Source organism: Neptuniibacter sp. QD29_5 (assembly GCF_047778125.1).
Classification (GTDB): Bacteria; Pseudomonadota; Gammaproteobacteria; order Pseudomonadales; family Balneatricaceae; genus Neptuniibacter.
This window is the reverse complement of the sequence record NZ_CP180556.1, coordinates 2,905,525-2,920,144: the sequence shown is the minus strand read 5'-3', so window position 1 is coordinate 2,920,144 and position 14,620 is coordinate 2,905,525. Positions and strand designations below refer to the sequence as shown.

At 45.0% G+C, this 14,620-nt stretch carries 11 protein-coding genes and 4 tRNA genes; 14 read left to right on the top strand and 1 reads right to left on the bottom strand.

What is annotated here, in order from left to right; genetic code table 11:
* Complete coding sequence (gene rpoS, locus ACMXYR_RS13875) at positions 1 to 1,017, top strand: RNA polymerase sigma factor RpoS (RefSeq protein WP_415902040.1); 1,017 nt, start codon at positions 1 to 3, stop codon at positions 1,015 to 1,017.
* Between the two features lie 58 nt (positions 1,018 to 1,075).
* Here the strand turns inward: rpoS and mutS are convergent, their stop codons facing one another.
* The gene (mutS, locus tag ACMXYR_RS13870) at positions 1,076 to 3,640 is read right to left on the bottom strand and encodes a DNA mismatch repair protein MutS (RefSeq protein WP_415902039.1); all 2,565 of its coding nucleotides are present in this window, start codon (positions 3,638 to 3,640) and stop codon (positions 1,076 to 1,078) included.
* A gap of 109 nt (positions 3,641 to 3,749) precedes the next feature.
* Between mutS and pncC the strand changes: the two genes are divergently transcribed.
* The 13 genes from pncC to oadA all read left to right on the top strand — a co-directional run bounded on the left by pncC (position 3,750) and on the right by oadA (position 14,619).
* A complete protein-coding gene (pncC, locus tag ACMXYR_RS13865; RefSeq protein WP_415902038.1) occupies positions 3,750 to 4,226 on the top strand; it encodes a nicotinamide-nucleotide amidase in 477 nt (158 codons plus the stop codon).
* A 105-nt stretch (positions 4,227 to 4,331) separates the two neighbouring features.
* On the top strand, positions 4,332 to 5,375 hold the full coding sequence (gene recA / locus ACMXYR_RS13860; RefSeq protein WP_415902037.1) for a recombinase RecA: 1,044 nt from the start codon (positions 4,332 to 4,334) through the stop codon (positions 5,373 to 5,375).
* Positions 5,376 to 5,443: 68 nt separating this feature from the next.
* On the top strand, positions 5,444 to 5,908 hold the full coding sequence (locus ACMXYR_RS13855; protein WP_415902036.1) for a regulatory protein RecX: 465 nt from the start codon (positions 5,444 to 5,446) through the stop codon (positions 5,906 to 5,908).
* A gap of 293 nt (positions 5,909 to 6,201) precedes the next feature.
* Positions 6,202 to 8,757: an alanine--tRNA ligase gene (gene alaS / locus ACMXYR_RS13850; protein ID WP_415903657.1), complete on the top strand. Its 2,556-nt coding sequence runs from the start codon at positions 6,202 to 6,204 to the stop codon at positions 8,755 to 8,757.
* A 16-nt stretch (positions 8,758 to 8,773) separates the two neighbouring features.
* Positions 8,774 to 10,009 (top strand): aspartate kinase, encoded by a 1,236-nt coding sequence (locus tag ACMXYR_RS13845; protein ID WP_415902035.1) that lies wholly within the window; start codon positions 8,774 to 8,776, stop codon positions 10,007 to 10,009.
* Between the two features lie 150 nt (positions 10,010 to 10,159).
* Positions 10,160 to 10,348 (top strand): carbon storage regulator CsrA, encoded by a 189-nt coding sequence (gene csrA, locus ACMXYR_RS13840; protein ID WP_415882418.1) that lies wholly within the window; start codon positions 10,160 to 10,162, stop codon positions 10,346 to 10,348.
* 61 nt (positions 10,349 to 10,409) lie between these two features.
* Positions 10,410 to 10,499 (top strand) — tRNA-Ser (locus tag ACMXYR_RS13835).
* 9 nt (positions 10,500 to 10,508) lie between these two features.
* Positions 10,509 to 10,585 (top strand) — tRNA-Arg (locus ACMXYR_RS13830).
* Positions 10,586 to 10,616: 31 nt separating this feature from the next.
* Positions 10,617 to 10,693, top strand: a tRNA-Arg gene (locus tag ACMXYR_RS13825).
* 21 nt (positions 10,694 to 10,714) lie between these two features.
* A tRNA-Arg gene (locus ACMXYR_RS13820) sits at positions 10,715 to 10,791 on the top strand.
* Between the two features lie 63 nt (positions 10,792 to 10,854).
* The gene (gene thiI / locus ACMXYR_RS13815) at positions 10,855 to 12,318 is read left to right on the top strand and encodes a tRNA uracil 4-sulfurtransferase ThiI (protein ID WP_415902034.1); all 1,464 of its coding nucleotides are present in this window, start codon (positions 10,855 to 10,857) and stop codon (positions 12,316 to 12,318) included.
* Positions 12,319 to 12,541: 223 nt separating this feature from the next.
* Positions 12,542 to 12,778, top strand: coding sequence for an OadG family protein (locus ACMXYR_RS13810; RefSeq protein WP_415882415.1), 237 nt, complete (start codon positions 12,542 to 12,544; stop codon positions 12,776 to 12,778).
* Between the two features lie 56 nt (positions 12,779 to 12,834).
* Positions 12,835 to 14,619 carry a sodium-extruding oxaloacetate decarboxylase subunit alpha gene (gene oadA, locus ACMXYR_RS13805; RefSeq protein WP_415902033.1) on the top strand — a complete coding sequence of 595 codons (1,785 nt, stop codon included), beginning with the start codon at positions 12,835 to 12,837 and terminating at the stop codon, positions 14,617 to 14,619.
* Position 14,620: the final 1 nt, after the last annotated feature.

Genomic DNA, 14,620 nt, shown 5'->3' with positions numbered 1-14,620 from the left:
ATGGAAAATATCGATAATAACTGCAAAACGGATGTGCAGGATATCGCTGTTGAAAGCGAAGAGCTGACTGAAGAAACTCATGATGAGGATACAGATGGAACGCCTCAGAAAGCTGAACCAGAGTTTCTAAATAGTGGTCGTGGGCGCGGTAGTATGGCTCATAAAGACCTACTTAATGCCAAAAACTTGGATGCAACCCAACTTTACCTGAATGAAATAGGCTTCTCGCCGCTATTAAGTGCGGAAGAAGAGGTGTATTTCTCTCGTCGTGCCCTCAAGGGGGATGAAGCAGCGCGTAAGCGCATGATCGAAAGTAATCTACGTCTGGTCGTTAAAATTGCACGTAGATATATCAATCGCGGTTTAACTCTGCTTGATTTAATCGAAGAAGGAAACTTAGGTTTAATTCGGGCCGTAGAAAAGTTTGACCCAGAAAGGGGGTTTCGTTTTTCTACTTATGCGACGTGGTGGATTCGACAAACGATTGAACGAGCGATTATGAATCAGACTCGTACTATTCGATTGCCTATCCATGTTGTTAAAGAGCTGAATGTATATTTGCGGGCAGCAAGAGAATTAGCTCAAAAGCTGGATCATGAGCCTTCACCAGAAGAGATTGCAGAGCTGGTGGATAAGCCGGTTGAAAATGTTGAGCGGATGTTAGGCCTTAACGAACGTGTCAGTTCTGTTGATACGCCAATGGGTAAAGATTCTGACAAATCTTTACTTGACACGATCCCTGATGCAGTTTCTTCTGATCCTGCAACGTTGCTACAAAGTTCAAATATTAGTGGTAACTTGGATAAATGGCTGGATGCTCTACCTGAAAAGCATGCGGAAGTGTTGTCACGTCGATTTGGTCTCAGGGGTTATGAAATGAGCACGTTGGAAGAAGTTGGGCGTGAAATCGGCCTGACACGTGAGCGTGTTCGTCAAATCCAAGTTGAAGCCTTACGTAAACTTCGTGATATTGTTGAAAAGAATGGTTTGAGCGGAGAGGACTTACTGCAACAGTAAGCTTAACTTCGCTCTTCGAAAAAAAAACCGCCGATAGGCGGTTTTTTTGTGGGTGAATTTAAACTAGTTCTTTGAGTTTATAGAGAAGATCTAGAGCTTCTCTTGGAGAGAGATCGTCAGGCGAAATCTTCTTTAGCTCTTTCAGGGCCTTGGATTCCGGTGCTGCAAACATGTCATTTTGCACCGGTGGTGGCGGGCTGCTAAGTTGGGCGCTGACCGCAACATCTTGTTCAAGTTGCATAAGCTTAGTTTTTGCCTGTTGGATCACAGGCAAAGGTACCCCAGCAAGTTGAGCTACTTGCAAACCATAACTTTGGCTTGCAGGTCCTTCTTTAACTTCATGTAGGAAAACGATGTGATCATTATGCTCTACTGCCGTTAAGTGAACATTGAAGACCGAAGCAGCTTGGTCTGGCAAGCTAGTCAGTTCAAAATAGTGCGTAGCAAAGAGAGTGAAGGCTTTTGTTTCTCTGGCAAGATTGTCTGCGCAGGCCCAAGCGAGAGATAAACCGTCGAATGTACTTGTGCCACGGCCCACTTCATCCATTAATACTAAGCTGCGTTCTGTCGCGTTATGCATGATGTTGGCGGTTTCGGTCATCTCAACCATGAAGGTTGAGCGTCCACCTGCTAGATCATCAGATGATCCCATTCGGGTGAAGATGCGATCAACAATGCCAATTGTTGCAGCTGAAGCTGGAACATAACTACCAATATGCGCAAGCAGAGTAATAAGCGCGGCTTGGCGCATGTAGGTAGATTTACCGCCCATATTTGGGCCTGTAATAACGAGCATCTTGCGCTCAGTATCTAAGTCTAAATCGTTAGCTACGAAAGGCTCTGTTAATACAGTTTCCACTACGGGATGACGACCGCGTTGTATCTTGATCTGCGGTGTATCTGTCAGTGTCGGTGGAACGTAATCTAGCGTAGTGGCACGCTCTGCAAGGTTAGCGAGTACATCTAGCTCTGCAATAGCGGAAGCTGAATCTTGTAGATCAGCAAGCTCTTCAGCAATGGTTTCTATTAGGGATTCGTAAAGCGCCTTTTCGCGGGTGAGTGCTCGGCTTTTTGCTGATAGTGCCTTGTCTTCGAACTCTTTTAGCTCTGGCGTAATATAACGTTCAGCATTCTTAAGTGTTTGGCGGCGAATATATTCAGCCGGCAATTCTGCATTTTGTGCCTTGCCTATCTCAATAAAATAACCGTGTACGCGGTTATAACCCACTTTCAAAGTGGCAATGCCGGTACGATCCCGCTCTTTCTGTTCTAACTCCAGTAAGTAAGCGCCAGCGTTTTCACTAATGCCACGTAGCTCATCTAGTTCAGGATCATAGCCATCAGCAATTACACCACCTTCACGAATGACTACCGGCGGGTTTTCTATCACGGCCTTGGTTAGCAGCTCTGCCAAGTTTGGAAATTCTGAGATTTGCTCAGATAACTCGTTTACCAATGGAGCATTGGCTGCTTCGATCTGTTGCTGAAGCAAAGGTAAGGAATTCAGAGATGTTTTTAATCGTTCCAAATCGCGCGGGCGTGCTGATCTAAGTGCAATACGGGCTAAAATGCGTTCGCTATCACCAATGAGTTTGAGAGTGCTTTGAACCGTTTCAAAGTGATAGTTATCAATTAACCACTGAATAGAGGCTTGACGTGCACATAGCGTTGCTCTGTCTTGAATAGGGCGATGTAGCCATCGCCTTAGCAGACGGCTTCCCATAGGTGTGCGACATTTATCAATAACTTTGGCGAGCGTATTATCAAATCCGCCAGATAAATTTTGATCAAGTTCAAGGTTTTTACGCGTAGCCGCATCCAAAGCTACACAGTCATTATGCTGTTCAATCTGAATGCGCCTGATATGAGGTAGTGAAGTGCGCTGGGTTTCTTTCGCATACTGTAATAAGCAACCCGCAGCAGTTGTTGCGACCGCTAGATGATCGCAACCAAAACCACTCAAATCTTTAACTTTAAATTGTTGGCATAACAGATCGTTGGCGGTATCTGCTTCAAAGTGCCAAGGGGATTGCGGGCGCAGGCCTTTGCGTTCGCTTAATACGTCATGTAGCTGGCTATCTTCATTGAAGAGCGTTTCAGAGGGGCGTAAGCGCTCAAGTTCACTCATAAGCGTGTCTTGATTATCAATTTCCATCAGGCTAAAACGACCCGAAGCGATATCTACAATAGCCAATCCATAAGTGTCGCCAGACTGATTAATAGCTACCAGTAAGTTATCTCTATTTTCATCAAGAAGTGCTTCATCACTTACTGTGCCTGGTGTGATGATTCGAGCTACCGCACGTTCTACAGGCCCTTTGCTGGTGGCGGGATCTCCTACCTGTTCGCAAATAACTACGGATTCGCCTGCACGAACAATTTTGCCTACATAGTTCTCTGCTGCATGGTATGGGATTCCTGCCATAGGGATAGGCTCGCCACCTGATTTGCCTCGTGCGGTAAGGGAGATATCTAACAGATCCGCAGCTTTTTTTGCATCGTCATAAAACAGCTCATAGAAGTCACCCATCCGATAAAACACCAATTGATCAGGGTGTTGAGCTTTGATGCGTAGGTATTGCTGCATCATTGGAGTGTGGGTAGTCGCTGCTTGTTTGGTCATAGAGATATTAATTACTAAATGATGAAATAAAGAGTTGTTACGCAAACTTAACTTCAGGCATTGTACGGTAAATAAAGCGGCTTAAATAGTTTGAATAGGGTGGATCAGTATGCAATTACCACTGATGGATATCGCTGAAAAATTACAGGCAAAAAAATGTTTTATCGCAACAGCTGAATCATGCACTGGTGGTTGGATTGCACAAGAGATAACTGCAATACCTGGTAGCTCTGCGTGGTTTGATTGTGGCTTTGTTACATACAGTAATGCCTCTAAGCAAAGGGCGCTTGGTGTATCAAAAGATACCTTAGAGCAATATGGAGCAGTGTCGGCCGAAGTAGTAGCTGAAATGGCAGAAGGTGCGCTCAATAATAGTGGGGCGCATCTATCTGTGGCAACGAGTGGTATTGCAGGGCCAGATGGTGGAAGTAAAGAGAAGCCGGTAGGTACTGTATGGTTTGCTTGGGCTGAGCAAGGTAAACCAGTTAGAGCAAAAAAATACTGTTTTGAAGGTGATCGTGAATCAGTTCGAAAACAAGCAGTTAGCGTAGCGTTAGAAGGGATTTTACAGAACTTATCTGATTGAGGGTTGCAATCCGGAAAACTTGTGAAATAATACTGTCCATACATACAGTGTTTTGCGCAGTAATAAGATGCGCACAATATGAATTTTGAGAAAGTAGGGTCGAAGATGGACGCAAATCGCAAAAAAGCATTAGACGCAGCGTTAGGTCAAATTGAAAGGCAGTTTGGTAAAGGCGCAGTGATGCGTATGGGGGATCAGCCTCGTGAAGCGATTCCATCTGTTTCTACTGGTTCCCTTGGTCTAGATATCGCGCTTGGCATAGGCGGATTGCCGTATGGCCGTATCGTTGAGATCTATGGTCCTGAATCATCTGGTAAAACAACACTGACATTACAGGTTGTTGCTGAAGCTCAGAAACAGGGTAAAACTTGTGCCTTTGTTGATGCTGAGCATGCACTAGATCCTATCTATGCAGAGAAGCTAGGTGTTGATGTAGATAGCCTGTTGGTTTCACAGCCAGATACAGGTGAGCAGGCGCTAGAAATTACAGATATGCTAGTTCGTTCTAACGCAGTTGATGTAATTATCGTCGACTCTGTAGCTGCTTTGACCCCGAAGGCAGAAATTGAAGGTGATATGGGTGATTCCCATGTTGGTCTTCAGGCTCGTTTGATGTCTCAGGCGCTACGTAAGTTGACGGGTAATGTTAAGAGTTCTAACTGCTTATTAGTATTCATTAACCAGATTCGTATGAAGATTGGGGTTATGTTTGGTAATCCTGAGACGACTACAGGTGGTAATGCGCTTAAATTCTACTCATCTGTTCGTTTGGATATTCGCCGTACTGGTGCAGTCAAGAAAGGTGATGAGGTAGTTGGTAACGAGACGCGTGTGAAGGTTGTTAAGAACAAAGTTTCACCGCCGTTCCGTCAGGCTGAGTTCCAGATTATGTATGGTGAAGGTATCTACCATATGGGCGAAGTTATCGACCTAGGTGTTAAAGAAGGTTTGGTTGATAAGTCGGGTGCTTGGTATGCCTACAATGGCGATAAGATTGGTCAAGGTAAGGCCAATGCATCTAAGTTCTTGGAAGAAAACCCTGAGATTGCGAATGAAATCGAAACAGAACTTCGTAATCGCTTGCTTTCGACGCCTGCACCGAAAGAAGATGGTGCTGAAGATAAAACTGAAAGTCTTGATCTGATTTAAGGTACTAAGCTAGCACAACAAAACCTCCGTCTATAGATGGAGGTTTTTTCGTTTAAAGAGGGTTGGTTATGGATGAATATCCTAATAAAGAAGCGTGGAACAAGGCAATTCAATTACTGTCACGGCGCGAATATTCTTATAAAGAATTAAGCCAAAAGCTTGCTCGTAGTATCGAGGGGGCGGATTTAGATAGCGTATTACAAAGTCTAGAGGAGGACGGCTACCTATCTGATCAGCGCTTTTGTGAAAGCTTTATACGTATGAGAGTCGGGCAGGGTCATGGTCTTATTAGAATTCGATTTGATTTAAAACAGAAGGGTATAGCTTCGGAATTGCTTGCTAGTTGCCTCGAGGGTTTAGATATAGATTGGTTTGTCCAAGCAGAGGAGCTTTATCGGCGCAAATATAGAGAACCTCTAGCGGATAAAGATTTTAAAGAGCGTAGTAAGCGCATGCGCTTTATGAGTCAGCGTGGATTTTCCATAGATGAGATTCAGTTTGCTATAGAGCAAGTTGCGAACGATGAATGTTGAGATGTTATCGTTAGATATTTCAAAGGGTTAGATTTTTCTCTGCCAGCAGTTAAGCAGGTTTTTTCTTTGCAATACAGATAATCGCTACCTACCTTAATCTGAAATCAAACAGATTATTCTTTGTCTATTTAGTACGAATAGGCCCATTTCTGAAAAAGATTCGAACAATTTTCGCTCACGATATATAATGTCGCGCCCATAATTTGTGGTGATTTTGCGCTGTTGGTAGGCAAGTGAGGCTTGCCGATGGCTTTACCAGAATGGATACGCATACGGTTCATCTAATGAAATATATGACAAGTGCCGAGATTCGTCAGGCTTTTCTAGATTACTTTAACCAGCAAGGACATGAGGTTGTAGCAAGTAGCTCCCTTATCCCTGCTAATGATCCTACCCTGATGTTTACAAATGCGGGGATGGTACAGTTCAAAGATGTGTTCTTGGGCACAGATAAGCGCAATTACACACGAGCGACAAGCTCGCAGCGATGCGTGCGTGCTGGTGGTAAGCACAATGACCTTGAAAACGTAGGTTATACAGCGCGTCACCATACTTTCTTTGAAATGCTTGGAAACTTTAGTTTCGGTGATTATTTCAAGAAAGATGCAATCAACTTTGCTTGGACGTTTCTGACTGAAACGCTAGGCCTTCCAAAAGAGCGTCTGTGGGTGACGGTTCACCATTCTGATGAAGAAGCTGAGCGTATTTGGAAAGAGGAAGTTGGCGTAGATCCAGAACGTTTTTCTAAACTAGATGAAGATAACTTCTGGTCAATGGGTGATACAGGCCCATGTGGTCCATGTACTGAAATCTTCTTTGATCATGGTGCTGACGTGTGGGGTGGTCCTCCAGGTAGCCCTGAAGAAGATGGTGATCGCTATATCGAAATTTGGAACGTTGTATTCATGCAATACAACCGTAGCGCTGATGGTGAAATGACACCACTTCCAAAACCATCTGTTGATACAGGTATGGGCCTAGAGCGAATTGCGGCAGTTATGCAGAATGTTCACTCTAACTACGAAATTGATATGTTCCAGAATCTGTTGAAAGCCACTGCTGCGGCTGTTGGTACAACAGATATGGATAATAAATCGCTACGTGTAATTGCAGACCATATTCGTTCTTGTTCCTTCCTTATTGTTGATGGTGTGCTGCCATCTAACGAAGGTGCAGGCTATGTTTTACGTCGTATCATCCGTCGAGCTGTACGTCATGGTAACAAGCTAGGCGCTAAAGGTGCTTTCTTTAATCAGCTTGTGGCTGCGTTAGTGAAGGAGATGGGCGAAGCTTATCCTGAGCTAGCTGAGAAGCAGGCTCAGGTTGAGCGTGTTCTTCTTAAAGAGGAAGAGCAGTTTGCGAAGACGCTTGATCACGGTATGCGTTTGCTGCAGGAAGCGATTGAAAATCTGGATGGCACTGTTATTCCAGGTGAAACAGTATTTAAACTATATGATACTTACGGTTTCCCGCATGACCTAACAGCTGATGTTGCTCGTGAGCATGAGCTCACAATTGACGAAGAAGGCTTTGAGCGTGAGATGGAAGCTCAGAGAGAGCGTGCTCGTGCGGCAGGCAAATTCTCAATTGATTACAACGATGCTATCAAGTTGGATGGTGAAACTAACTTTACCGGCTATGAAAATCTTGCTGGCGAAGCATCTTCAGTGGTTGCCTTATTCAAAGAAGGTGAATCTGTAGATGAACTTACAGCCGGTGAAATTGGTTTAGTGGTTCTTGATGAAACACCTTTCTATGCTGAATCTGGTGGTCAGGTAGGTGATACAGGTGTATTAACTGCTGTTAACGGTTCCTTTGCAGTTAATAACTGTACGAAAGAGGGTAAAAATAACCTACACCACGGCGTTGTCGAAAAAGGTTCTGTGAAAGTGGGCGATAAGGTTGCTCCTCAAGTTGACTCTGAGCGCCGCCAGGCGATCGCGCTGAACCACTCTGCTACTCACTTATTGCACGAAGCGCTTCGTGTTGTTCTCGGTGAGCATGTACAACAGAAAGGCTCATTGAATGATGATCAGCGTCTGCGCTTTGACTTCTCTCATTTTGAAGCGGTAAGCACTGAGCAGATCGCTGAAGTTGAGAAGATGGTTAACGATCAAATTCGTCTGAACACAGAAGTTGTAACTGAAATCATGGAAATTGAAGCTGCAAAAGAGAAAGGTGCAGCGGCTCTATTCGGTGAGAAATACGACGATGAAGTGCGAGTGCTTTCGATGGGTGATGATTTCTCTATCGAGCTTTGTGGTGGTACTCATGCGAAGCGTACAGGTGACATTGGTCTGCTGAAAATTACTTCTGAAGGTGGTGTGGCTGCCGGTATCCGTCGTGTTGAAGCGGTAACCGGTCCTGTAGCGCTGGATTATTTTGCGGATCAAAAAGCGCAATTTGAACAGAAGCTTCAAGATCAACAAGCGAAGAATCGTCAGCTTGAAAAAGAGCTTGAACAGATGAAGGCTAAACTAGCTGCTGCTAAGGGTGCTGATTTGATTAGTAACGCAGTGGAAGTTTCTGGCGTTAAAGTGCTAGCTGCTCAGCTTGAAGGTGTAGAGCCTAAAGCATTGCGTGACACAATCGATCAGTTGAAAAACAAATTGGGCAGCGGTGTTGTTGTATTGGCTACAGTGTCTGATGACAAGATTGCTTTGGCTGCAGGTGTGACTAAAGACCTGACTGGTCAGGTTCGTGCTGGTGATTTGATTAAAGAGCTAACGGCTAAATTGGGCGGTAAAGGCGGTGGTCGTCCTGACTTTGCTCAGGGTGGCGGCACGGATCAAGTTGCTCTGCCTGTTACACTAGAGTCTGTAACAGCTCTAGTTGAGGCTGCTCTATAACGATTTAGGTGCACGCATGGCGCTTTTTGTTCAAAAATATGGTGGTACCTCTGTTGGAACTGTTGAACGTATAGAGGCAGTCGCAGACAAGGTGCATGGTTTTAAGCAGCAAGGGCATGATGTTGTTGTTGCTGTATCTGCTATGAGTGGTGAGACGAACCGTCTCATCGCCTTAGCTAAAGATATACAGTCAAAACCTAATGCTCGTGAAATGGACGTATTGGTCTCCACTGGAGAGCAAGTCACCATTGCATTGCTTTGTATGGCATTGGAAAAGCGCGGTGTGTCTGCTCGTTCCTATACCGGTAGTCAGGTCAAAATTCTTACGGATAACTCGCATACCAAGGCCCGGATTCAGGATATAGAGGTCTCCTCTATTAAATCAGATCTAGAAGCTGGGCGAGTCGTTGTTGTGGCGGGATTTCAGGGGGTAGACCCTGATGGCAATATCACCACGCTTGGTCGTGGCGGCTCTGACACAACGGGTGTTGCGCTAGCTGCGGCACTGAAAGCTGATGAGTGTCAAATCTATACTGATGTAGATGGTGTATATACTACCGATCCGCGCGTAGTATCGAGTGCTAAGCGTCTAGAGCAAATTACATTTGAAGAGATGCTCGAGATGGCGAGTCTTGGATCTAAAGTATTGCAGATCCGTGCCGTTGAGTTTGCAGGAAAATATAAAGTGCCGTTGCGGGTTCTTTCTAGCTTTGAGGAAGGGCCAGGGACTCTAATTACCGTTGAGGGTGATTCAGCCGTGGAAAAGCCAGTTATTTCAGGTATCGCGTTTAATCGCGATGAAGCTAAGTTGACTGTAATGGGTGTGCCTGACGTTCCTGGGGTTGCATCAAAAATATTAGGGCCGATTAGTCAGGCAAATATTGAAGTTGATGTTATCGTGCAGAATGTTGCCGCTGATAACACAACGGATTTTACCTTTACGGTTCATCGTAACGATTATGATGCGGCTGAAGCGGTGCTTGCAAAGGTGTCTGCTGAGCTGAGTGCTCGTGAAGTAGTTGGTGATAATCAGATTGCTAAAGTATCTATTGTGGGCGTGGGTATGCGATCCCATGCCGGCGTAGCGAGTAAAATGTTTGATGCCTTAGCAGCTGAAAATATTAATATTCAAATGATTTCTACATCTGAGATTAAGGTCTCAGTTGTGATTGCTGAAAAGTATTTGGAGCTAGCGGTGCGCTCTCTGCACACTGCTTTTGATATGGATGTTGATGATTCGGTTAGTGAATAACCGTTCATAATGGTTATTAGAAAAAGCTGGTCTATAGTTAGGTTAGCTGTTGTTGTATAGGCAGCGTTCTGGCAGGGATTTGGATGAATGCCAGTATGTGTTCTACCGTTTAGGTGGAGTGGCCTGGGAAGTACTAAGGAGATTCTACACATGTTAATTCTTACTCGCCGTGTTGGCGAAACTCTTATGGTTGGTGACGATGTCACTGTCACTGTGCTTGGTGTTAAAGGTAACCAGGTGCGTATTGGTGTTAACGCGCCTAAGGATGTATCTGTGCATCGAGAAGAGATCTACCAGCGCATTCAGCGTGAAAAGGCCGAAGAAGGAAATAAAGCGTAATTTTTTTAAAACTTTTCTTTTCTTTTGATAATCACTTGGTTATAGTACGCGCCGTTGTTTAGGTGAGCTGGCCGAGTGGCTGAAGGCGCGCCCCTGCTAAGGGCGTATAGGTTTACCCCTATCGAGGGTTCGAATCCCTCGCTCACCGCCATTTTGATGTGCGCCCGTAGCTCAGCTGGATAGAGTACCTGGCTACGAACCAGGCGGTCAGAGGTTCGAATCCTCTCGGGCGCGCCACTCAAAAAAACAACGGTTTATTTTCTTGGATGCGCCCGTAGCTCAGCTGGATAGAGTACCTGGCTACGAACCAGGCGGTCAGAGGTTCGAATCCTCTCGGGCGCGCCACTCCAAGAAAATCTCAGATATGCGCCCGTAGCTCAGCTGGATAGAGTACCTGGCTACGAACCAGGCGGTCAGAGGTTCGAATCCTCTCGGGCGCGCCATCTGTAACTCTACCTTCCTACACTTTATAATATTCGTCCTAATTATTTTTTGAGCTCGTTGCTATGAAGTTCTCTATTCGTTTGTTTCCAGAAATTACCATCAAAAGTCGCCCTGTACGTAAACGTCTAATTCAGCGTTTGCAGAGCAATTTGCAGAATATGACTCGTCGTATTGATGAGCAGATCAAAGTTAAGGGGCAGTGGGACAAGCTGGATGTAGAGTGCGCTGGTGCGAGTGCAGAGATCATCGAACAGGTGGTAGATCTTTTAGGCCGTACACCAGGGATTCATAGCTTCATCGAAGTGACTGAGTACCCGTTGGGCGATTTTCATGATGTTTACGAAAAAGCGCATGCTATCTACGCAGAACAATTGAAAGGCAAAACCTTCAAAGTGCGTGTTAAGCGCTCTGGTAAGCATGACTTCCGTTCAATTGATGTTGAGCGTTATGTAGGTGGTGGTTTAAATCAGCATGCTGATACAGCGGGCGTGAATGTGCATACGCCTGATGTTTATGTTGATTTAGAGATCCGCAATGACAGTCTTTATGTGGTAACTAATACCTATAAAGGTCTAGGTGGTTTCCCTCTAGGTACGCAAGATTCCACGCTTTCTCTTATTTCTGGTGGATTCGACTCCATCGTTGCCAGTTACATGTCTATGCGTCGTGGCTGTAAAACCCATTTTGTATTCTTTAATCTGGGTGGTCATGCACACGAAATTGGTGTGAAGCAGGTGTCTCTGTATTTATGGCAAAAATATGGCTCTTCTGCGCGAGTAAAGTTTATTACGATCCCTTTTGATGAAGTGATTGGTGAAATTTTACAATCAGTACATCACTCCTACATGGGCGTGGTATTGAAGCGCATGATGATGCGCGCAGGTGAGCAGATTGCCGATAAAATGAAAATAGACGCTTTGGTAACTGGCGAAAGTATTGCTCAAGTATCTAGTCAAACCTTACCTAATCTGTCCATTATTGATGCGGCAACTGAAAAATTGGTTGTGCGACCACTAGTAACAATGGATAAGCAAGATATTATCGATATTACACGTGAAATCGGTGCATATGACTTCGCTAAAAATATGCCCGAGTATTGTGGTGTGATCTCTGACCGTCCAACGACCTGTGCCAAGAAAGATCGTGTGGAAGAGGAAGAGTCTGATTTTGATTTTGAGGTGCTTGAACGAGCGCTTGAACGTCGTCAGGTGATCAGCATTGATGAGATTGAAGAAGATGTAAATATTCATGCTGAGGTTGAGGCGTTAACCAAGGTTGCTGATAACCAAGTCGTTGTAGATATCCGTGCGCCGCATGAACAAGAAAAGAAACCGCTAAATATTCCTGGCTGTGAAATTCAGTTGATTCCGTTTTTCGCTTTAGGCGCCGCTGCTGACGAATTTGAAGAAGGTAAGGAGTATCTTCTTTATTGTGAAAAGGGTGTTATGAGCCAAATGCATGCGCATCAAATGCAGGAGCGCGGCTTTAGTAATGTAAAAGTTTATCGCCCTGGAAAGAGTGAATAACGCCATATTTCACTGAATATGGATCAAAGGTTGTAAGCAAATTTTGATCCATATCCTCCCTTTGACCGAAAAATCCCCTCTAATTATTGCCTGAAGTAGACTTTTCGGGTTTAATTATGGTCCATTTGCAACCAGTACATCCGTCAGTGAAAGCCTAATAATTAGGTGGCCAAAAGCCATATCTGACGTATGGGTTTCGATAAGTACAGGAGCATCCATTAAAATGGAAAATCTGCTATCAGAAGGCCTTGAATTAATGGTCTTTGGTATGGGCTTCGTTGTTGTCTTTCTTACTTTGTTGGTATTCGCTACTTCAGGAATGTCCAAAGTGGTAGGCAAGTTTTTCCCTGAAGCACCAGCGCAGCCAAAAGCAAAAAAGACTGCACCAGCGCCAGCTGGAAATAACAATGATGAGTTAATTGCTGTCATGACAGCTGCGGTTCACAAACACCGTTCGTAAATAAGAACGGCTCAATAACGAATAAATCTGCATTAATCGACAGAAGGCCATTACCCATGACCGACGCAAAGAAACCACTTGGCATTACCGACGTAGTTCTGCGTGACGCACACCAGTCGCTATTCGCTACGCGTATGCGAGTTGAAGACATGCTGCCGATCGCGGAAAAGCTAGATAAAGTAGGCTTTTGGTCCCTAGAAAGCTGGGGCGGCGCAACATTTGACTCATGTATTCGCTTTATCGGAGAAGATCCGTGGGAGCGTATCCGCTTGCTTAAAAAAGCAATGCCAAACACAAAACATCAGATGCTCCTGCGTGGACAAAACCTACTAGGTTACCGTCACTACGCTGATGATGTTGTAAACAAATTCTGTGAACGTGCTGCTGTTAACGGCGTAGACGTATTCCGTATCTTCGATGCGATGAACGATCCACGTAACCTTGAAACTGCAATCAAAGCAGTTAAGGCGACAGGCAAGCACGCTCAAGGCACAATCTCTTACACGAAGAGTCCAGTTCACACGATCGATAACTGGGTTGCATATGCAAAAACTCTTGAAGATATGGGTGCTGATTCCATCAACATCAAGGATATGTCCGGTATCCTGACGCCATACGATGCATTTGACCTAGTTTCTCGTCTGAAAGCTCAGACTGATCTAGAAGTTCAATTGCACGCTCACGCGACTTCTGGTTTGTCTGATATGACTATCCTTAAGTCTGTTGAAGCGGGTATCGACCGTGTTGATACTGCTATCTCGTCTATGTCTATGACATACGGCCATACGTCTACTGAATCTGTAGTAGCTGCGTTGGCTGGTACTGACCGTGATACTGGTTTAGATATCAATCTTCTAGAAGAGATTGCTGGCTACTTCCGTGAAGTACGTAAGAAGTACGCTAAATTTGAAGGTTCTCTACGTGGTACAGACTCTCGTATCCTAGTTGCTCAGGTACCTGGTGGCATGTTGACTAACATGGAAAACCAGCTGAAAGAGCAGGGTGCTGCAGATAAGTTCGATGAAGTACTAGCTGAGATCCCACGTGTGCGTGAAGACCTAGGTCTGATCCCACTAGTAACACCAACTTCTCAGATCGTTGGTACTCAGGCTGTAATCAACGTTCTAATGGGCGAGCGTTACAAAACTATCTCTAAAGAAGTTCAGGGTATTCTGAAAGGTGAGTACGGTGCAGCTCCTGCTCCTTACAATGCTGACCTTCAGGCTCGTGTATTGGATGGTGGTGAAGCAATCACTTGTCGTCCTGCTGACCTACTTGAACCAGAAATGGACAAGTTGGTAGGCGAGCTGAAAGACCTTGCTGCTGAGAAAGGTATTGAGCTAACTCAAGGCGAGAACGAAATTGATGACGTTCTAACTTACGCTCTATTCCCTCAGGTTGGCTTGAAATTCCTTGAAAACCGTAACAACCCTGATGCATTTGAACCTGCACCTACATTAGAGGACGCACTAGCAATGGCTGCACCTAAAAACACTGGTCCACAGACTTACACTATCTCTGTTAACGGCCAAAACTACGTTGTACAAGTAACTGAAGGCGGTGATATTTCTGCTGTAGCTCCAACTGCTGCTCCTGCCGCGGCTCCAGCTGCTGCTCCTGCAGGTGCTGGTGAAGACGTTCCTGCTCCATTGGCGGGTAACATCTGGAAAGTACAGGTTGCTCCAGGTCAGGCTGTTCAAGAAGGTGATGTTCTAGTAATTCTTGAAGCGATGAAGATGGAAACAGAAGTACGTGCAGCACGCGCTGGTACTGTTTCTACTGTAGAAGTTAATGAAGGTGACGCTGTACAGGTTGGCGACACTCTATTGACTCTAGCGTAAG